The sequence below is a fragment of the Streptosporangium fragile genome (genome assembly GCF_039534445.1).
In the GTDB taxonomy this organism is placed as follows: Bacteria; Actinomycetota; Actinomycetes; order Streptosporangiales; family Streptosporangiaceae; genus Streptosporangium; species Streptosporangium fragile.
Window position 1 is genome coordinate 110428 of sequence record NZ_BAAAVI010000018.1, and the last position, 20250, is coordinate 130677.

General features: G+C 69.5%; 13 protein-coding genes. 11 read left to right on the top strand and 2 right to left on the bottom strand.

From position 1 onward, the window contains the following. Positions 1 to 129 precede the first annotated feature (129 nt). The 4 genes from ABD841_RS14735 to ABD841_RS14750 all read left to right on the top strand — a co-directional run bounded on the left by ABD841_RS14735 (position 130) and on the right by ABD841_RS14750 (position 5459). The gene (locus ABD841_RS14735; RefSeq protein WP_344971648.1) at positions 130 to 1734 is read left to right on the top strand and encodes a serine/threonine-protein kinase; all 1605 of its coding nucleotides are present in this window, start codon (positions 130 to 132) and stop codon (positions 1732 to 1734) included. Between the two features lies 1 nt (position 1735). Then, positions 1736 to 2716 (top strand): NAD(P)-dependent oxidoreductase, encoded by a 981-nt coding sequence (locus tag ABD841_RS14740; RefSeq protein WP_344971650.1) that lies wholly within the window; start codon positions 1736 to 1738, stop codon positions 2714 to 2716. A 110-nt stretch (positions 2717 to 2826) separates the two neighbouring features. Then, the gene (locus ABD841_RS14745) at positions 2827 to 4185 is read left to right on the top strand and encodes an FAD-binding oxidoreductase (protein ID WP_344971652.1); all 1359 of its coding nucleotides are present in this window, start codon (positions 2827 to 2829) and stop codon (positions 4183 to 4185) included. 14 nt (positions 4186 to 4199) lie between these two features. After that, positions 4200 to 5459, top strand: coding sequence for a class I SAM-dependent methyltransferase (locus ABD841_RS14750; RefSeq protein WP_344971654.1), 1260 nt, complete (start codon positions 4200 to 4202; stop codon positions 5457 to 5459). A gap of 115 nt (positions 5460 to 5574) precedes the next feature. Here the strand turns inward: ABD841_RS14750 and ABD841_RS14755 are convergent, their stop codons facing one another. Together ABD841_RS14755 and ABD841_RS14760 are read right to left on the bottom strand one after the other, a co-directional pair. Then, positions 5575 to 6144: a hemerythrin domain-containing protein gene (locus ABD841_RS14755; protein WP_344971656.1), complete on the bottom strand. Its 570-nt coding sequence runs from the start codon at positions 6142 to 6144 to the stop codon at positions 5575 to 5577. 261 nt (positions 6145 to 6405) lie between these two features. After that, positions 6406 to 7941: a long-chain-fatty-acid--CoA ligase gene (locus tag ABD841_RS14760; protein WP_344971658.1), complete on the bottom strand. Its 1536-nt coding sequence runs from the start codon at positions 7939 to 7941 to the stop codon at positions 6406 to 6408. A gap of 179 nt (positions 7942 to 8120) precedes the next feature. On the opposite strand from ABD841_RS14760, the gene ABD841_RS14765 reads away from it, so the two are divergent. The 7 genes from ABD841_RS14765 (at position 8121) to ABD841_RS14795 (ending at position 20205) form a co-directional block, all read left to right on the top strand. Then, positions 8121 to 9665 carry a GMC family oxidoreductase gene (locus ABD841_RS14765; RefSeq protein ID WP_344971660.1) on the top strand — a complete coding sequence of 515 codons (1545 nt, stop codon included), beginning with the start codon at positions 8121 to 8123 and terminating at the stop codon, positions 9663 to 9665. 611 nt (positions 9666 to 10276) lie between these two features. After that, a complete protein-coding gene (locus tag ABD841_RS14770) occupies positions 10277 to 13432 on the top strand; it encodes a hypothetical protein (RefSeq protein ID WP_344971662.1) in 3156 nt (1051 codons plus the stop codon). 109 nt (positions 13433 to 13541) lie between these two features. After that, complete coding sequence (locus tag ABD841_RS14775) at positions 13542 to 15377, top strand: hypothetical protein (RefSeq protein WP_344971664.1); 1836 nt, start codon at positions 13542 to 13544, stop codon at positions 15375 to 15377. 558 nt (positions 15378 to 15935) lie between these two features. Then, positions 15936 to 16628 carry a GNAT family N-acyltransferase gene (locus ABD841_RS14780; protein WP_344971666.1) on the top strand — a complete coding sequence of 231 codons (693 nt, stop codon included), beginning with the start codon at positions 15936 to 15938 and terminating at the stop codon, positions 16626 to 16628. Between the two features lie 63 nt (positions 16629 to 16691). After that, positions 16692 to 17948 carry a cytochrome P450 gene (locus ABD841_RS14785; protein WP_344971668.1) on the top strand — a complete coding sequence of 419 codons (1257 nt, stop codon included), beginning with the start codon at positions 16692 to 16694 and terminating at the stop codon, positions 17946 to 17948. Between the two features lie 78 nt (positions 17949 to 18026). After that, complete coding sequence (locus tag ABD841_RS14790; RefSeq protein ID WP_344971670.1) at positions 18027 to 18920, top strand: alpha/beta fold hydrolase; 894 nt, start codon at positions 18027 to 18029, stop codon at positions 18918 to 18920. Positions 18921 to 19029: 109 nt separating this feature from the next. Beyond that, a complete protein-coding gene (locus ABD841_RS14795) occupies positions 19030 to 20205 on the top strand; it encodes a cytochrome P450 (protein ID WP_344971684.1) in 1176 nt (391 codons plus the stop codon). Positions 20206 to 20250: the final 45 nt, after the last annotated feature.

Below are 20250 nucleotides of genomic sequence, written 5' to 3' on the forward strand. Positions count from 1 at the left end.
GAGATCCGGGCCGGTACCGCGTGGCGCCCGCTCGCATATGGGAAAGTGGCGCCCGCGCGTATGAAAAACTTGCGCCTCTCCGAACAGGACCTAGGGGTTTCGACGATGATGAATCCGCACAGTGGACGGATGGTCGCTGGGCGCTATCGATTGCTGCGGGAGCTCGGCCGGGGCGGCATGGGCGTGGTGTGGGAGGGCTACGACACCCTGCTCAACCGTTCGGTGGCGGTCAAGGAGGTGCTCCTGCCTCCGAACCTCTCCCCGGCCGAGCAGCAGGTCCAGTTGACGCGCACCTCCCGGGAGGCCAGGACCGCCGCCCGGCTCAACCACCACGGGATCGTCGCGATCTACGACGTGGCGGAGGAGGACGGCCGCCCCTGGATCATCATGGAGCTCGTCCGGGCGCGAGGGCTGGACCAGGTCGGCCGGTTGCCGGTGCGGCAGGTCGCCGAGATCGGCCGGCAGGTGTTGTCGGCGCTGCGGGCCGCCCACGACGCGGGCATCCTGCACCGCGACGTCAAGCCCAGCAACATCCTGCTGGACGAGGGCGGCCGCGCCGTCCTCTCCGACTTCGGCATCGCGGTGGTGGAGGGCGACACGTCCCTCACCCAGACCGGCATGGTGACGGGCTCGCCCAGCTTCCTGCCCCCCGAGCGCGCCACCGGTGCCGACGCGGGCCCCTGGTCCGACCTGTGGGCACTCGGCGCCACCCTCTACGCGGCCCTGGTCGGCCACGGCCCCTTCGAGAGGCGCGACGCCATCGCCACCCTCAGCGCCCTGCTCACCGAGGAGCCCGACTTCGGCCCGGTGCCCACGGAGATGCGCGCGGTGCTCATGGGCATGCTCCAGCGCGAGCCCGCCCACCGGCTGACCGCCGAGCAGGCCGACGCCCTGCTCGCGGAGGTCGTGAACGACCCGGCGGCCGCGGTCCGCCGGACCGGGGAGTGGGAGAGCCGCCGGACCAGGCCCTCGGCCGCGTCGTCCCCGGGGGCCGCCGCCGCCCCGAACCGGCGCCGCCGCCGCGCCGGCGCCGGCCGCGTCCCGCTGGTGATCGCCGCCGTGGTGGTCCTGGCGGCCGGCGGCGGCGCCGTGGCCGTGGCCATGTCCCAGCCCGAGCAGCGGACCGTGGCCGGCACCCGGTCCGCTCCCGCCTCCGCTCCCGTCTCCGCCGAGCCCGAGCCCACCGAGGAGGCCACCGAGTCCGAGACGCCCACCCCGACGCCGACCCCGACCGCCACCCGGCCCAGGTCCGTCACCGCGCAGGGACTGCGGACATGGCGGGCCCGCCCGCCGGAGAACTGGAGCATCGGCTATCCGGCGGGCTGGACCGGCGACTGGGCGCCCGAGACGGGCTACACCCAGTGGCTGCGCCGCGACGGCGCCGCGCACATGTCGGTGGAGGCGCTGGAGGCGCCCATCGAGGGCCTGCAGCAGTTCCAGCAGACCGTCCGGGAGAGCGTGGCCCAGTGGAGCGAGATCCACTCCGAGGACACGTCCGCCGTCCCCGTGGCCTACGGTTCCGGGCTCCAGTGGGAGTTCACCTGGAGCATGAAGGACAGCGGCGGCGCGCCCTGGGCCCGGTCCGGGGTGACCTACCACGAGGTGCGGCGCTTCATCGCGGTCGGCGACACGGTCATGGTGCTCAGCTGGACCACCCACGACACCGAGTGGCAGGGGCAGCAGGCCCTGATGAACCGGGTCTTCGCCAGCTTCCACCCCCGCGGGGGCGAGTGACGTGACCTGGAGGGTGCTCGCGCTGCCGCCGCTCCCGGAGGAGGCGCTGCGCGGCCTGCTCGGCCCGCTGGGCGACCGGGTCGCCGTGTCGGTCCCGGAGCGTCGCGACCGGGAGGCGCTGCTCGCCGCCGTCGCGGAGGCCGAGATCGTCGTCGGGGACTGGAGCGGAGGACTCTGCCTGGACGCCGAGGTCGTCCGCGCCGCGCCGCGCCTGTCCTTCGTGCAGCAGCCCTCGGTGGGCGTGGACGGGCACGACCTCGGCGCGCTCGCCGCGGCCGGCGTCCCGCTGGCCAACACCGCCGGGGTGAACGCGATCGCCGTGGCCGAGTGGTGCTTCGCCGCGGCGCTCGCGCTCTCGCGGCGGCTGCCCGACGCCGACGCGGCGGTCCGCGCCGGCCGCTGGCCACAGCTCGACCTCGGCCCCAGCGAGCTGTACGGCTCGCGCGTGGGGATCGCCGGGTTCGGCCCGATCGGGGAGGCGTGCGCGCGGATGTTCGCCGGACACGGGTGCGAGGTCTCCTACTGGACCCGCACGCCCCGTGACGCGCCGTACGCCTACCGCGGGCTCGACGAACTGGTCGCCGGCTCCCAGGTGCTCGTCGTGGTGCTGCCGCTGACGGCGGAGACCAGGGGGCTGATCGACCCGTCCCGGATGCCCGCGGGCTCGCTGCTGGTCAACGCGGCCCGCGGACCGGTGGTCGACACGGCGGCGCTGCTGGCCGCCCTGGACTCCGGGCACCTGGGCGGTGCCGCGCTCGACGTGTTCGACACCGAGCCGCTGCCGCCGGACCACCCGGTGCGTGAGAGTCCCAGGGTCCTGCTCTCGCCGCACGTGGCCGGGGTGACCCCGCAGTCGACCGGCCGCCTGATCCGCTGCGTGCTGGACAATCTGCAGGCCGCGATGGACGGGCGCCCGGTGGTCAACGTGGTGAACGGCGTCGACCCAGTGGTCGCGCGCAGGCACCGGAAGGGGCGGTCGTAGAGTTTCCGCGTGTTTAACGCGCCCCGCCTGGCCCCGGAGACATCCGAGTTATAACGTGCCTAAGGGCGATCTTTGTAACGACGGTCATGGGGGTGATTACCGTGCGGCAGATGACGGAGATGGCGACGCACCGGCGAGCAGTGGAACAGATCAGGCAGTCCTACGCCGCCATCCCCGACGACGCTGTGCCCAGGCTTTCCAAGGCCACCACGAACCTGTTCCGGTTCCGCGAGGGCGGGCGGGCGGCGAAGCTCTCCGCGAAGGACCTGGACCAGGTCATCGAGGTCGACCCGGTGACGATGACCGCCGAGGTCCAGGGGATGACGACCTACGAGCACCTGGTCGACGCCACACTGGCGCACGGCCTCATGCCGTACGTCGTGCCCCAGCTGAAGACGATCACGCTCGGCGGAGCGGTCACGGGTCTCGGCATCGAGTCCACCAGCTTCAAGGACGGGCTGCCGCACGAGTCGGTGGAGGAACTGGAGATCCTCACCGGTGACGGCCGGATCGTGGTGGCCCGCGACGACAACGAGCACCGCGACCTGTTCCGGGCCTTCCCCAACTCCTACGGCACGCTGGGCTACGCGCTCCGGATCAGGATCAGGCTCAAGCGGGTCCGGCCGTACGTCCGCCTGACCCACATCCCCTTCGGCGACGCCGACAAGTGCATGGTCGCCATGCGGGAGATCTGCGAGAGCGGCGAGTACGACGGCGAGCCGGTCGACTTCGTGGACGGCACCTTCTTCGGCCCCGGGGAGCTCTACATCACCGTGGGCCGCTTCGCCGACCGCGCCCCTTACCTGTCCGACTACACCGGCATGCGCATCTACTACCGGTCGATCCAGACCAGGACCCGTGACTGGCTGACCGTCCGCGACTACCTCTGGCGCTGGGACACCGACTGGTTCTGGTGCTCCCGCGCGTTCGGCGTGCAGAATCCGATGGTGCGCTCGCTGATGCCGCGCAGGTGGATGCGCTCCGACGTCTACCGCAAGCTGGTCGGTCTCGACCGCAAGTACGGGGTGGTCGCCCGGATCGACCGCTGGCGTGACCAGCCCGTGCAGGAGTCCGTCATTCAGGACATCGAGGTGCCCGTCGAGCGCGGCGCCGAGTTCCTGGAGTTCTTCCACGAGAAGGTCGGCATGACGCCGGTCTGGATGTGCCCGCTGCGGGCGACCGGCGAATGGCCGCTCTACCCCCTGGAGCCCGGCCGGCTTTATGTGAACTTCGGCTTCTGGGGGACGGTCCCGCTGCCCCGCGGCCAGTTCGACGGTTACTACAACCGGCTCATCGAGAAGCGTGTCCACGAGCTGGAGGGGCATAAATCCCTGTACTCGACCTCCTACTACCCCCGTGATGAATTTTGGCAGTTTTATAACGGAAATAGCTATTGGCCCGTTAAACGGGCATACGACGGGGGTGGCCGGTTGCTCGACCTCTACGACAAGTGTGTTCGGGGGCGTTAGGAGAGGTTGTTTCTGTGTTACTCGCAGAGATCTTCGAGAAGGTCATGGGCCCCGAGACCGGAGTGCGTCTCGTCGCCTACGACGGAAGCAAGGCCGGTTCTGCCAGTGCGGACATCACCGTTGAGGTGAAGACCCCGACCGCCGTCGCGTATCTGGCGCAGGCTCCGGGCGAGCTGGGTCTCGCCAGAGCGTACGTATCCGGTCACATCGATGTCCACGGCGACCTGTACACGCTGCTGTCGCGCATGTGGGCGCTCACGCTCAACGACATCCCCCTCGGCGAGAAGCTCGCGGCCGCGCGGGCTCTCGGCGTCCGCCCGCTGCTGACGCGGGTACCCCCGCCTCCCCAGGAGGTGCGGCGCAGCATGCTGGCCCGGCTGGGCAGCAGGCACGCCAAGCAGCGCGACGCGGAGGCGATCCACCACCACTACGACGTCTCCAACACCTTCTACCGGTGGGTGCTGGGCCCGTCCATGGCCTACACCTGCGCCGTCTTCCCGGAGCAGGACGCCACGCTGGAAGAGGCCCAGCGTGTCAAGTTCGATCTCGTCGCCCGCAAGCTCGGTCTCAAGCCCGGCATGCGGCTGCTGGACGTGGGCTGCGGCTGGGGCGGCATGGTCATGCACGCCGCCCGGGAGTACGGGGTCAAGGTGCTCGGCGTCACCCTCTCGCGCCAGCAGGCCGAGTGGGCGCAGAAGGCCATCGCGGAGGCCGGTCTCGGCGAGCTCGCCGAGGTCCGCCACATGGACTACCGCGACGTGAAGGAGACCGGCTTCGACGCCGTCAGCTCGATCGGCCTGACCGAGCACATCGGCAAGGAGCAGCTGCCGTTCTACTTCCGCTTCCTGTACGACAAGCTGGTCCCCGGCGGGCGGTTGCTGAACCACTGCATCACCCGGCCGACGGGCGTCGAGAAGACCATCAACGCCGGCGGCTTCATCAACCGCTACGTCTTCCCGGATGGGGAGCTGGAGTCGGTCGGCTACCTGGCCCGCCAGATCGAGGACATCGGCTTCGAGATCCGCCACGAGGAGAACCTGCGCGAGCACTACGCGCAGACGCTCCGCTACTGGTGCGCGAACCTCGACGAGCACTGGGACGAGGCGGTCAGGGAGGTCGGCGAGGGCACGGCGCGGGTCTGGCGGCTCTACATGGCGGCCTGCGTGGTCGGCTTCGAGCGCAACAAGGTCCAGCTCCACCAGATCCTCGCCGTCAAGCTCGACGCGGAGGGGCGGTCCGGCGTGCCGCTCCGGCCGGCCCTCGACTGGCCCTGATCCTCCCGGCCCCGGTCTCGCTCCTGATCTGAGCCCGGGGCGGGCTCCGTCCCGGTCGCGCGCCGGGGCCGGCGATGTCCGGCTCCGGCGCGCGACAGCGCCCGATGGGCGGCGGTCACTCCTTGCCCCGCCCGCTCAGCAGGTCGCGGACGCGGTCCACCAGCCCGACGCCCGGGGCGAGCAGCTTGTTGGCCGGCGGGGTGTCGGGCGCCGAGGGGTGCGGCCGGGTCGGGGCGATCTTCTTGACCGCCTGGATCTTGCCGGCCAGCTCCCGCAGCTCCTCACTGTCGGCGTGCTGCTCCAGCTGGGGGAAGAGCGTGCTCTCCTCCTCCTGGATGTGCTGCCGGATCGTGCTCGTCAACTGGCTGAGCAGCTGGTCGAAGCGCGGGTCGTCGGCGCCGGTCCCCTCCAGCTCCTTCATCAGCTGCTCCGCCTCGGCGTGCTCGGAGAGCTCCCGGTCGGCCAGCGCGTCCCCGCCGGGGACGAACTTGCGGGTGGCCGGGTAGAGGTAGGCCTCCTCGGCGATCGCGTGTTTGACGAGCTCGGTGATCACCTTTTCGGTGAGCTGCTGACGCCGCTCCTCGTCACCGGTGCCGCGGAGCGCCTCCAACTGCTCGAAGAGCTGCTCCACCTCGCGATGGTCGGTGGTGAGGACACTGACCACGGTGTCGCCATGACTTGTCATTTCTCCCCCTGAGACTCCCCCTGGAATTCAGGGGCCGCCTACCCCGACGGCCGGGGTGGAAACGCACTTGACCGGCGCCTCACGGCGGGCAGACCCGGCCTATGCCCTCGGCTTTCCGGGGCAGAGCGGAAGCTCCGGACCGGGGTGGAAGGAACGCCACCCGGCCGTGGGGCGGCGTCCCCTCCACCCCACACCGGTGGAACCCGCGCTCGGGATGCCCGTACGCTCAGCGGGACCCGCGCCCGGGGTGCCGTACCACGTTCAGCGGAGCTCGCGCTTGAGGATCTTGCCGGTGGCGGTCATCGGCAGGGCGTCGCGGAACTCGATGATCCGCGGGTACTTGTAGGCCGCCATGTTCTCCTTGCACCAGGCGACCAGCTCCTCCTCGGTGAGGGTCGCCCCGGGGGTGCGGATCACGTAGGCCTTGACCTCCTCGCCGTGCGAGTCGTGGGGGACGCCCAGCACCGCCGCCAGGGAGACCTCGGGGTGCGTGATGAGGACCTCTTCGATCTCACGCGGGTAGACGTTGAAGCCACCGCGGATGATCATGTCCTTGGCCCGGTCGATGATGGCGTAGTAGCCGTCCGCGTCGCGGGTGGCGATGTCGCCGGTGCGGAACCAGCCGTCCCTCATGACCTCCGCGGTCGCCTCGGGCCGGTTGTAGTAGCCCTTCATGACGTTGTGGCCGCGGATCGCGATCTCGCCGGGGCCCTCGCCCTCGATCGTCTTCCAGTCGCCGTCGACCAGCTTCATCTCCACGCCCCAGATCGGCGTGCCGATCGTACCGGGCTTGGTGGGCTTGCCGAGCTGGTTGAAACTCGCCACCGGGGAGGTCTCCGACAGGCCGTACCCCTCCAGGATGCCGACGCCGAAGGTCTTCTCGAAGTCCTTGAGCACCTCGACGGGGGAGGAGGCGCCGCCCGCGACCGCCACCTTGAGCGAGGTGGGCACCTCGTCGCCGTCGGCGTGGATCTTCGTCAGCATCGCCCAGTACATGGTCGGCACGCCCGCGAACAGCGTGACGTTCTCGGCGCGCATCAGCTCCAGGGCCGGTCCGGGCTCGAAGCGCGGCATGAGCACGAGGGTCGCCCGGCGCCGGAACCCGGCGTTCATGATGACGGTCTGCCCGAAGGAGTGGAAGAGCGGCAGCACCGCCAGGTAGGCGTCGCCGCCCTCGGTGCGGGGGAACATCTCGTCCGAGACCATGGCGTTGAGCAGCATGTTCTGGTGGGTCAGCTCGGCGCCCTTGGGCTGGCCCGTGGTGCCGCTGGTGTAGAGGATCACCGCGGTGTCGTCGGGCGAGGTCTGCACGGTCTCGAACTCGCCGGACACGCCGTCCAGCGCCGCCCACAGCGTCTCGCCGTACTCCGACTCGGTGGCGAAGGCGGTGGCGGGCAGCACGAAGAAGTGCTCCGTCGACGGCGCCGCCTCGAACCCCGCCTTGCCGCGCTCGCCCAGCGGCAGCTCCGGAGTGCCCTCGAAGCAGAACAGCGCCTTGGCGTGGGAGTCTTCCAGGTGGTAGGCGATCTCCCTGGACTGCAGCAGCACGTTGAGCGGCACGACCGTGGCGCCGGCCTTGAGGATGCCGTAGTAGACGAAGGGGAAGTACGGCAGGTTGGGACAGGCGATCGCGACCTTGTCACCCTTGCCCACACCCCGGGAGACCAACAGGTTGGCGACCTGGTTCGCGACGGTGTTGACCAGGGAGTACGGCAGACGCAGGTCGCCGAAGACCAGTGCGGTGCGGTCGGGGCACTCCCGGGCGCTGTCCTCCAGGGCGACCGACAGGTTGAGCATGGTGCGTCCTCCTCCGAGCAAGCTCTGACGTTGCCCATACTGGCAGCCGGAGATACCTACCGGTAGGTAACCCGTATTACAAATTGACGGGCAATGGAAGGGGGGATAAGGAGGAGCAGATAAGAGCCCGCTTACGGGGGAGGCGAGCTGACCGTCGGTGCGAGGAGGGGTCAGTGCGCGTGGAGTACGACTATGTCATCGTCGGCGCGGGATCGGCCGGATGCGTCCTGGCCAACCGGCTCTCGGCGGACCCAGATGTCACGGTCGCCCTCATCGAGGCGGGCGGGCCGGACGACAGGCTTGAGATCCGGATGCCCGTGGGGTTCGTCAAGCTGTTCAAGACCGAGTACGACTGGGACTTCACCACCGCCAAGCAGGCGGAGCTGGCCGGTCGGGAGCTGTACTGGCCGCGCGGCAGGATGCTCGGCGGCTCCTCCTCGATGAACGGCCAGATGTGGGTACGGGGGCACCGCGCCGACTACGACGGATGGAACGTGCCAGGCTGGTCCTACGACGAGGTCCTGCCGTACTTCCGGCGCAGCGAGCGCCGCGCCGGCCCCGACCGCGGCGGCGTGTACGGCACCGACGGGCCCGTCCACATCTCCGAGCTGCGCTCGCCGAACCCCGCCACCGAGCGGTTCCTGCTGGCCTGCGAGGAGTTGGGCATCGTCCGGCTGGACGAGCTCAACGGCCCCTCCAACGAGGGCTGCTCGCCCACCCCCGTCACCCAGTACCGGGGCCGCCGCTGGAGTTCGGCCGACGCCTACCTCAGGCCCGCGGTTCGGCGGCCCAACCTCACCGTGCTGACCTCCTCGCACGTGCGGTCGGTCCTGATCGAGAACGGCCGGGCGGTCGGCGTCGCGTACGGCGACGGCGCGGTGGTGCGGTCCCGCGCGGAGGTCGTACTGGCGGCCGGGACGGTCGGCTCGCCGCACCTGCTGATGCTCTCGGGCGTCGGCCCGGCCGACGAACTGCGGGCCGAGGGGGTCGAGCCGGTTCACGACCTGCCCGAGGTCGGCAGGAACCTTCAGGACCACCTGGCGTCGGGCATCGTCCTGCACTGCCCCCGGCCGATCACGCTCGCCGGCGCCGATTCGCTCGGCAACCTGCTCCGCTTCCTGGTCGGCCGTAGCGGCAAGCTCACCTCCAACGTCGGCGAGGCGGTGGCGTTCATCCGCACGTCCCCGGACGAGCCCGCCCCCGACATCGAGTTGATCTTCGCTCCCGGCCCTTTCATCAGTCACGGCCTCGTCCCGCCCCCCGGCCACGGCCTGACCATCGCCTCGATCCTGCTGCAGCCCGAGAGCCGCGGCAGGATCTCCCTGAACGGCCAAGACGTGGTGATCGACCCCGGCTATCTCACCGCGGAGGCCGATGTCCGGCGCCAGGTCGCCGGGCTGAGAAAGGCCAAGGAACTGTTCGCCACCGCGGCGCTCGCCCCGCTCGCCGGGCCGCCCATGGACCCGTACTGGGGCGCGGAGACCGAGGAGGAACTCGTCCGCTGGATCCGCGAGCGCAGCGAGACCCTCTACCACCCGGTCGGCACCTGCCGGATGGGCGAGGACGACGGGTCGGTGGTGGATCCCGCCCTGCGGGTGCGCGGCATCGCCGGTCTCCGGGTCGCCGACGTCTCGATCATGCCGGTCATCAACCGCGGCCACACCCACGCCCCCGCCATCATGATCGCCGAGAGGGCCGCGGATCTGATCATCGCCGACCGCTGAGCCGGGCTCGCTCCACCTCCGGAGAGCGGCGGATCCCGCCGGGGGCACCGGATCTCGCCGGGGGCGCCGAGCTTCGTCGCCGCCCGGTGCGGCGTGCCACCCCGCGCCCTTCTCCTCTCACCGAAGGTGGCCGGTCGTGCGCGGATCGGAGCGGGCGGGAAAGTAGTCATCCCGTGGGCTGATTTCCGATCACCTGCGGGACGGATAGGCACGGGCCCGCGCGAGCCTACCCTTTCGGTGGTTCCGGGAAGAGAGTCGGCCGCACGGTGGTGTCATTTGTTTGCTCCTTTTCATTTATTCGGGTGAGCATTCGTGTGAGTAGAAAGGCAGCGGCGCGGCTGTCTCCTGTCGCACCGGCCCGCGCGGGTGATTTCCCGTGCCCCGCCGATTTCCTCTCCCCGGTATCGCATGTCAGTCGGAGGGCGCGTCCCCGCGTCTGACGGTCGTTCACCGCCACGGGTGAATGTTCTTCCCGCGCGCGGACGCCTCTCCGGCCGTCGGGCGCCGGCGTTCCGCGCCCCCTGTTTTCCGATCGTGCCGTGACCCGGTATGCGGGCCTCCCACCTGAGAGAAGATGATCAGTGAGATCGACACGGAGAAGTGACGGCCGCGTGCGCCGCCGGAGGAAGGGGACGGCCCGGCTGTCCCGGGCGCTCGCGGCGATGCTGGCATTCGTCCTGACGGCGACCCTGCTGCAGGGGGTTCCGGCCGTGGCCTCCGCCGCGCCGAGCCCGGAGGAAACCAAGGCGCTGAACAACCGGCTGCACGCCCTCAACATGCGCCTGCACAGCCCTAACTTCTACAAGAACGTCGTCCTCAGCTCGCTTCTCGTGGGCTGGTCGAAAAGCAGCCCCGGAAAATCGGAGGAGGAGATCGTCCAGGATCTCCTGGATATGTCGAATCACATCGACGGCATGATGAAGGGCGCCGGGGGATTCTCCTTGACGAACGCGGCGCAGACCCTCGGCAAACTCAGCCAGATGGTTTCCGGGCATCCGAAACTCGCGCCCGCCGCCACGGCCCTCAGCACGGTGTTCCAGGGATTCGCGGTGGCACCCGCGCAGGAGTACGACAGCTGGCAGAACGCGGTGGCCGCGAACCAGCTTCTCAGCAAGGAGGCCGGCGTCACCCTGGACAAATGGAACGGGAGGGTCGCCGGAGATGTGCGGGATATGGCGGAAAAGCTTGGACCTGACAATCCTTACGTGAAGGTCTGGAATGGCCAGATCGGGTTCTTCGCCGGTATCACGGCCAACGCCACGACCGAGGAGCTGCTCGCCGATCCGCAGCTGAAGTCCATGATGGACATCGAGGCGATCCTGCAGTACCAGAAAAACGACGAAAGATACAAGCAGGAGATCGTCAAGCAGCTCGCCCGGCTCCTGGAGCGGAACAACGGCAACATCAGGAAGGCGATCTACGCGATCGACGGGCTGCAGAACGGCTACGACGGCGCCTTCGACTGGAGGAGCCACACGCCGCCCCCGCCGCCCTCGGCCTACGAGACGGCCCTTGAGGAGTCGAAGAAACGCCAGGAGGACATCGACGCCGTCGCGCAGGGCATCGGGCTGCTCACCACCCTGATCGGCTTCGCCGACGAGAAAGCCGCCAAGCAGGCGGCGGGCGTGGGCGCGGCGGCCATCAGGATCGCCACCGCCGTCAACGAGTACCTCCCCAAGATCGCAGGCAAGGGGATCGGGAAGGCGATCTTCTCGATGGGCACCGCGGCGCTCACCGGGAACGTCATCAGCGCGATCAGCGACCTGCTGCCCCTCTTCCAGGCCGGGCAGCCCACCCCGGAGCAACTGATCATGGAGCAGCTCGGCCAGCTCCGCCAGGAGGTCGCGAACCTGCACAACGCCATGAACGAGCAGTTCAGCCGGGTGAACGAGGCGCTGAACGTCATCTACGGCGACATGATGGGCAAGTTCGACGAGATCCTCAAGCTGCAGCAGGCGACGGTCGCCCAGCTGACGCAGATCCAGGGACAGCTGCAGGGGATCCAGCAGAGCGTGGACACCTGGGCCGCCGAGATCATCAAGTCGCTGCAGAACACCAACCTGAAGGACGCCCGCGCGGCGATGAACAGGTACATCGGGTACGAGAAGACGTACGGGAAGCCGATCCCGACGCTCGACGAGTACGCCGCCGTGATGAACGAGCTGCACTTCTCGGCCGTCACCCAGGCCAGAGAGGAGCCGTTCGTCCCGAGCCCCAGCAACTACCTGCAGCACGAGGGCAATCCCGTCGCGCTGCTGGACACCTACGAGGCCTCCGGAGGCGCCGACGGCTTCCTGAGCTGGTACGGCAAGAAGCGCCACACGTGGCCCGCGCAGGCCTCCAACCCCCCGAACCTGGCCGTCTGGCTCACGATGGCCCACGGCTACGTGCGGATGGCGATGGAGAACCAGAACTACGCCAAGCAGATCGACGGCCAGCGCACCGCGGACATCGTCGCCAGGGGGCTGGAGATCGAGAGCGCGGCCCGGGAGCTGAGCAAGCCGCTGGCCGAGCCCCGCGCGGACGGCACGCGCACCAACGACCTGTTCACCGGCCTGACCGGGGACTACAAGAAGGCCGTCGCCGACCTGTCCGAGGAACTGAAGCGGATTCAGAAGGAGGTCACCGACGGCAAGGGCTACAGGCTGTTCGGCACGGCCGACCAGGCGCTGCCCGCGGGCACCACGCCGGACGGCCCCGCCACCGTCCCGTCGTGCGCGCCCACCGTGCCCCGGGACCTCGCGCGTCCGAGCGTCGTCTCGCAGGCCCAGCTCCCGAACGCGATCCTCATGGCCCTCTACGCCTTCCCCGAGGCCGACCGCCCCACGCTGACGCTGTGCCACACCTCGGGCCTCACGAACGAGCAGTCGAGCGTGACCGACCAGGTGCTGACGAGGACGGCGGATCTGTCCGTCGTCATGAAAATGCAGCTCACGTGGCCCAACGGTACGGCGCAGACCTACCGCACGTGGTCGTTCAGCCAGCCCCTCGGCGTGATCTGCCGCACCCGTCTCGGGCAGATCCCTCCGGGCGACACGACGGTCTACTTCTGCAACCAGCAGAGCTACTACCTCGACAGGTGGGTGGAGAACGGCTACAAGAAGTACTTCGAGGCCAAGGCGACGGTCACCAGTGACGAGGCGATTCTCACCGACGCGCGGGACAGGGCGGCCCGGTTCCTCACCGGACGCCAGAAAACCTACTACGACAGGGTGGTCAGCGACCTGACCACCGCGGGCAAGCCCCTGTTCGAGGCCAACGCCAAGGTGACCAGGGCCATGCGGCTGCTCCAGGCCTACACCCGGTCCGGCTGGGCGACCGCGCTCGGCAAGGACGAGATCATGCAGACGGTGCTGACGGGGGCCGAGCGGCTGCCCTCCGACGTGGGCGGCGACACCGTGATCACCGATGTCTTCCGCAGAGCCAAGCAGAACTACGAGCAGTGCGCCCCCTCGGGCGAGGCGGGCTCACCCTGCACGAGCCCCGTCTCCTTCGATCCGTTCGTGGGCCAGTCACACCAGTGGCTGCTCGACTGCACGAGCTGGTACGGCAGGAGCCGCCTGCCGGTCGACGAGTGGACCGCTGACCCGATCGGGAACACGGTCCTGGCGTTCGCCCGGTACGGCACGGACGTCCTGCGGTCGCGGTACGAGCAGCACTCCAAGGAACTCGTCGAGGGCCTCTACACCGAGGGTGTCCCCCAGGTCAAGGACGCTGTCAGCCTGCTGCAGGGCATCGACGGGATGTTCCGCGTCCCCGCGGCGTAGCGCCGTCCCCTCCCGGCGTGCGGGCCGGTCGCCGAACCGGTCCGCACGCCGCGCCACCGGTATCGGCCCGTGGAACCGACCGCCCGTGAAGGTAACCAGAGGAACATCGATGCGAAGAAGAACAACCGCCACTCTGGCGGCGGGCCTGCTGGGCTCGCTGTTGCTGGTCATGACGGCTTCGCCGGCTCAGGCCGGCCCGGACGCGCCGGCGAAACCGGCCGGCTCGTCCGCCCTGACGGTGGCGCGGGCCGAGCCCGCGGGCGTCCTGCGGGCCGTCGCACCGGAGGAACCGGACCTCCAGCCCTCCGGCAATCCCGATAAGAAGGGCAAGTCTGGGAAGAAAGTGAAGCCCTACACGCCCAACGAGTTCGACCGCCAGGCGCTCCCGCCGCCGGTGGAGCGCAAGCCCGAGCTCCCCGCGACGACCAGGCTCGACAAGCCCCCGGCCGGCTTCCCCCGACCCTGGCCGCCGACCTCCGGCCCCGAGGGTGAGGAAATCCCCGGGACCGGGGACTCCGCGCGAAGCTCCGCCGTCCCCGAGACCAGTATCGTGGGATATTTCGATGGGATCACGTTCGAGCCGGGGCAGATCAGGCTCAGGGGGTGGGCCCTCGACGAGTTGGCCCCCACCAAGGCCATCCAGGTGGTCGCCAGGAAGAACAGCGCGGAGTCGTACTGGGGGTGGGCCAACACGTACCGGCCCGACGTCGGGAACGGCGACTACCACGGCTTCGACTTCACCATCCCCCTCCCGGCGGCCAGGGGGGAGCACACCGTCTGTGTGCAGGCCTACGCGAGCTACACCTACGCGAACCTCGGCTGCCTCCGTTACGACACCCGGCCGTTCGGGCACGTCGAACAGTACCTCCACACCGTGGCGACCCCCAACGGGACGTTCTCCGTCTTCCGCGGGTGGCTGATCGATCCGTACACCGCCGACCCGGCGCGCCTCGACGTCACCGTGGACGGGCTGCCGCGCGTCACGATGGCCGCGTCCGCCCCGCACCCGGGAGTGGCTCAGAGCTTCCCCGCCTTCGGATCCGGCCACGGCTTCGAGGCGTGGATCCAGCACATCTCCGGGGACGGCAACCACACGGTGTGCGTGTACGGCTCCTCGGCGGACGTGAGCCAGCTGATCGACTGCAAGGACCACGACGAGAGTCACACCCCGCACGGATATCTCGACGAGGTGAGCTGGCAGGGTGAGAACGTCCTGGTGAGGGGCTGGGCGATCGACTGGGACACCACGAACGCCGTCTCGGTCTCGATCCGCGCGGGCGGCAAGCCCGTCAAGACCGTCCTGGCGAACGTCGACCGGCCGGACATCGGCGCCAGGTACCCGCAGTACGGGCCGCGCCACGGGTTCGAGACGACGATCCCCGCCGTCCCGGACGGCCAGGAGGTCACCGTCACGGTGAAGAACGTCTCCACGGGCGTCGACGCCACGTGGACCGGCCGCTACGACGGCTCGGCGGGGCCGTGCCGCTGCGTCAAGGAGAGCTTCGAGGAGGGCTCGTTCGACAACTCGGTCTACTCCCCGGCGAACGGGCGCATCACCTCTGATCCGGTCCAGCGCGTGGCGGGGAACCACTCCGTGTACGGCGAGTCCCCGCAGACGCAGGAGTGGTCGGAGCTCCTGCGGTCCGACCCGGCCAAGCTGAAGCTCGCCCCCCGGACCACCTACACGGTGACCTTCAGATACCGGCTTCTCCAGGTCCACGAACAGACGTCCCCCTATTTCCGGGCTCGCAGCACCGCCGGAGGGTCCTCCCAGGACGTGGGGGTCACGTTCTGGCCCGAACCCGCGGACGGGGACGTGCGGTCGAAGTCGGTGACGTTCACCACGAACGACTTCGGTGACTACTACATGATCTGGGGCTTGAAATTCGGCGGCGCGATGGTGGTCGACGACATCGTGCTGAGCGGCCCGGTCCAGCGGAGCTGACGCCGCCGGGCAGCGGCGGCGGGTGAACCCGGCCGTCACGGCGGACGTCACCGGTACGGCCGGTGTCCGCCGTGACGGCTTGTCGTGCGCCCGGGGCTCCGCTCTCCGCGGACCGGACGCCGTGCGGCACGGCGGCCCGTCGCGTGTCCGGGGGTTCGCCTCCCGCGCCCGGACGCCGTCGGAACGAGTCGTCAGCCCGGCGGGTGATCGGAAATCGGCCCCCAGGGGGATCGGCGGGGGCTTCCCGGGGTCTAGCGTGAAGGGCGATCGGGAAACCCCTCGAACCGGCGGTGCGGCGGGCCTCAGCCCGCGTATCCCCATGGATCGCGGAAGAGTCTCCCGAGGACGGGGGCATGTGCCGTCGGTCGCCGGTTCTCTCGTGGCGGCCGCGGTCATGACCGTCCCGCTGCCGCCGGGCGAGCGATGACAGTGAGGCGATGAGGCAGACGACATGAGCGCAGTGACGGACCAACGCGGAACGCTCCCGGAGGACGGTCCCGGCGACACGGCCGTGACGCCGATGCCGTCGCCTCCCCGTTTCCCGACTCGGGGTCCCCGGTGAGATCGGCGCTCACCCCCATCGGCGGCAATGAGATCGAGCTGCGGATCCGCAAGCAGCCGGCTCTCGGCCGGGCCGAGGCGTGGCTGACGGAGATCCACGAGTTCCGGGGGAAGGTCATGTACGACAACGGCAGGCGGCCGTACTTCTGCGACGACGTCGGCCGCTACGTCGACGCGGATGAGGTCGACTTCGGCTCCTGGCACATGACCGCGCACCTGTGGTCGGAGGACAGGATCTCCGCCTGCGTCCGCCTCGTGCCGCCGGAGCTGACCACCCTGTTCCACACGCGGCGGCACCTGGGGGCGGAGCGGTACGACGAGGTGCTCAGGATGGCGGGGGCGGTCGGTGGACCGGTCCTCGAGGTGAGCCGGCTCGTCGTCTCCCGGCGCGTGCGCGGCGACGAACTGGCCGACAAGGTGATGGCCGCGGTCGTCGCGGTCGGCCGGGCCATGGGCGCCGGGCTTCTGATCGCCCAGGCCGCCACGGAGAGCGGGTGGCACGGACGTCTTGGCTGGGTGGATCACCCTGAGACGGACCGTTACGTCCCTCTGTACAGCGACACCGTCCGCGTGGTCTCCTACCGCATCGAAGGCGGGACGCCGGAGTACGAGCAGGCCGTGACAGACCTGTGCGAAGGACTCAGCGGTGTCCTGCGCCGGGAGGTCGACGCCCACATCCTTCACCTGTGATCTGGTTCCGGTGTGCCGGGGGTCACACTTGACGTAAGTGCTTACTTGCTCAAATCTGGGCAGATGACGGTGAAAACGACGGATGTCGACCTTTCAGAGATCCCGTTCTGGTCGCTCCCGCAGGCGGAGCGCATGGATGCCTTCAAGCGGCTCCGGCAGCTCGACCGGCCCGTGTTCACGAAAGAGAACAAGATTCCCTTCATCGGGCACGGGCCCGGCTACTACGCCCTCGTACGGCACGCCGACGTCACCGAGGCCAGCAGGAACGCCGGGGTGTTCAGCAGCGAGCCGACCGCCAACAGCATCGCCGACATGCCACGCTGGCTGGCGGTCTACTTCGGCTCAATGATCAACATGGACGATCCCCGGCACGCCCGGCTCCGCCGCATCGTCTCGCGGGCCTTCACGCCCAGAATCCTGGCCAAGATGGAGGAAGACCTGCAGCGGGCGGCGACCCGGATCGTCGACGAGGCGATCGCCGAGGGACCGGGCGACTTCGTCACCCAGATCGCCGCCCGGCTGCCCGTCCAGGTCATCTGCGACATGATGGGCATCCCCCCGCGGTTCCATCCGCAGGTCCTGCGTGCGACCAACGTCATCCTCGGCAACGCCGACGCGGAGTACACCGGGATCCGGCCCGAACTCACCCGCTGGAACGTCGCCCGTGGCCTGGTCAAACTCATCGCCGCCGGGCGCGAGCTGAACCGGCTGGCCGCCAGGCTCGGCAGGGAGCGCCGCGGCGCCTCCACCGGTGACCTGACCAGCATGCTCGTCAACGGCGACGAGTCGCTCACCCCGCAGGAACTGGGGTCGTTCTTCATCCTCCTGGTCGTCGCCGGCAGCGAGACCACGCGCAACGCCATCTCCCACGGGCTCAAGCTGCTCACCGACAACCCCGAGCAGCGTGAGCTGCTGTTGAGCGACTTCGAGGAGCACATCCCCGGCGCGGTCGAGGAGATCGTCCGCTACTCGACGCCGGTGATCCAGTTCCGCCGTACGGTCACGCGCGACCACGAGATGAACGGCCGACTCTACCGTAAGGGCGAGAAGGTCCTGCTCTTCTACAACTCCGCCAACCGTGACGAGGCCGTCTTCACCGACCCCGACACCTTCGACATCACCCGCCACCCCAACCCGCACGTGGGCTTCGGCGGTCCGGGCCCGCACTACTGCCTCGGCGCGCATCTGGCCCGCCGTGAGATCACCGTGATGTTCCGCGAGCTGTTCACCCGTCTCCCCGAGATCCGCTCCAGCGGGGAGCCCTCCTATCTGCTGTCCAACTTCATCAACGGCATCAAGCACATGTCGTACACCACCTGATCGCCGGGGTGCCCGCCCCGGCGTCCCACGTGGGACATCGGCGTCCGCGAAGGCCAAGCGAGTGTTAGGTTCCACCTCATGGACATCCGCCCCGCGGGCGACGGCCCCGCCGACATCCGTACCGAGAACCTCAAGACCGTCACCGCCAACGGCGTCGAGTTCGCGTACCTGGAGATGGGGCGAGGGCCACTGGCGCTGTGCCTGCACGGATTCCCCGACACCGCGCACACCTGGCGGCACCTGATGCCCCAGCTGGCCGCGCGTGGCTACCGGGCGGTCGCGCCGTTCATGCGCGGCTACGCGCCGACGTCCATCCCCTCGGACGGAGCCTACGAGGGCGGCGCGCTGGTCGCCGACGCCTGCGCGCTGCACGAGGTGCTCGGCGGCGACGGCGACGCGGTGCTCATCGGGCACGACTGGGGTGCCTTTCCGGTCTACGGAGCCACCGCCTTCGCCCCCGAGCGCTGGCGCACGGGGGTCGCGATGGCGGTGCCCCCGACGGGCGCCGTGCTGGAGACGTTCTTCGACTACGAGCAGCTCAAGCGGTCGTTCTACGTCTTCCTCTTCCAGACCGGACTGGCCGAGGCCGCCGCGTCGCGGGACGGCTTCATCGAGGGGTTGTGGCGGGACTGGTCGCCGGGCTACGACGCGACCGAGGACGTCGCGCTCGTACGGCGGAGCCTGGGCGCCCCGGCGAACCTCGCCGCCGCGATCGGCTACTACCGGGCCATGCTCGGCACCGTGGCACCCACCGGCCGCTACGCCGCCGAGCAGGCCGCGACCGGCCGGGATGTGCCGATCCTCTATCTCCACGGGGTCCGCGACGGCTGCATGGGGGTGGACCAGGTCGACCAGGCGGCGAGCTTCCTCCCGCCCGGGTCCAGGGTCGAACACGTCCTTGCGGCCGGGCACTTCCTCCACCTGGAGCGGCCCCGGGAGGTCAACGATCTCATCCTGGACTGGCTGGGCTGAACGACATGTGGCAGGATCTGCAAAACAGAACGCCATTCTAGTGGAGGCTGGTGTGACGGTTTCGCTAGCGGATATCGATCTGTCGGACATCGCGTTCTGGGAGCGGCCGATGGCCGAGCGCGAGGCCGCCTTCGCGGTGCTCCGCGCCCAACCGGGCCCGATCCGGTTCGCCGAGCCCGAGATTCCCTTCGCGCCGCCCGGTCCCGGCTACTACGCCCTGGTGCGGCACGCGGACATCGTCGAGGCGAGCCGTCATCCCGAGATCTTCTCCTCGGGTCGCGGGGCGACGTCCATCCAGGACCTCGGCCCCGACTTCAACGAGTACTTCGGCTCGATGATCAATATGGACGACCCGCGGCACGCGCGCCTGCGCCGGATCGTCTCGCGGGCGTTCACGCCCAAGATGATCAAGCAGTTCGAGGCCGATGTCGAGGCCGCCGCGGCGCGGATCGTCGACGACCTGATCGCCGCCGGACCGGGCTGTGACTTCGTGACCGAGGTGGCCGCCAAACTCCCCTTGAAGATCATCTGCGACATGATGGGCATCCCGGAGAAGGACTACCAGACGGTCTTCGACGCCACCAGCATCATCCTCTCGGGCGGAGACCCCGAGTTCATCACCGACCTCTCCCGCGCCGCCGAACTGCTCCTCGGCGCCGGGCAGACGCTCCAGGAACTCGTCGTCTCCCTGGCCGCCGAGGGCGGCGACACCCTCACCACCGCCCTGACCAGCGCCAACATCGACGGTGAGAAGCTGACGATGCAGGAGCTGGGCTCGTTCTTCATCTTGCTGGTGGTGGCGGGCAACGAGACCACCCGCAACGCCATCTCCCACGGCCTGCACCTGTTCACCGAGAACCCCGACCAGCGGGCGCTCCTCCTCGCCGACCTCGACGGGCGCATGCCCGGCGCGGTCGAGGAGATCGTCCGCCTCGCCTCGCCCGTCGCCTGGATGCGCCGCAGCCTCACCCGCGACCACGAGATGAACGGCCGGCTCTACCGCGAGGGGGACAAGGTCCTGCTGTTCTACTGGGCCGCCAACCGGGACGAGGCCGTCTTCACCAACCCGTACCGCTTCGACATCGCGCGAACCGAGGGCCCGCACGTCGGCTTCGGCGGTCCGGGCCCGCACTTCTGCCTCGGCGCGCATCTGGCCCGCCGTGAGATCACCGTGATGTTCCGCGAGCTGTTCACCCGCCTGCCGGAGATCCGTTCCGTCGGCGAGCCCGACCGCCTGCGCTCCAGCTTCATCAACGGCATCAAGCATATGGAGTGCGCCTTCTAGCGAGCCGGATTCGCGTTCCTGTCCCACTACGTGAGGCGCATTCGG

What these genes read in the sequence shown, in the direction of transcription:
- ABD841_RS14735 (WP_344971648.1), top strand. Translation starts at nt 130, where the DNA reads ATGGTCGCTGGGCGCTATCGATTGCTGCGGGAGCTCGGCCGGGGCGGC.
- ABD841_RS14745 (WP_344971652.1), top strand. Translation starts at nt 2,827, where the DNA reads ATGACGGAGATGGCGACGCACCGGCGAGCAGTGGAACAGATCAGGCAG.
- ABD841_RS14755 (WP_344971656.1), bottom strand. Translation starts at nt 6,144, where the DNA reads ATGACAAGTCATGGCGACACCGTGGTCAGTGTCCTCACCACCGACCAT.
- ABD841_RS14760 (WP_344971658.1), bottom strand. Translation starts at nt 7,941, where the DNA reads ATGCTCAACCTGTCGGTCGCCCTGGAGGACAGCGCCCGGGAGTGCCCC.
- ABD841_RS14775 (WP_344971664.1), top strand. Translation starts at nt 13,542, where the DNA reads ATGCGAAGAAGAACAACCGCCACTCTGGCGGCGGGCCTGCTGGGCTCG.
- ABD841_RS14785 (WP_344971668.1), top strand. Translation starts at nt 16,692, where the DNA reads ATGACGGTGAAAACGACGGATGTCGACCTTTCAGAGATCCCGTTCTGG.
- ABD841_RS14790 (WP_344971670.1), top strand. Translation starts at nt 18,027, where the DNA reads ATGGACATCCGCCCCGCGGGCGACGGCCCCGCCGACATCCGTACCGAG.
- ABD841_RS14795 (WP_344971684.1), top strand. Translation starts at nt 19,030, where the DNA reads ATGGCCGAGCGCGAGGCCGCCTTCGCGGTGCTCCGCGCCCAACCGGGC.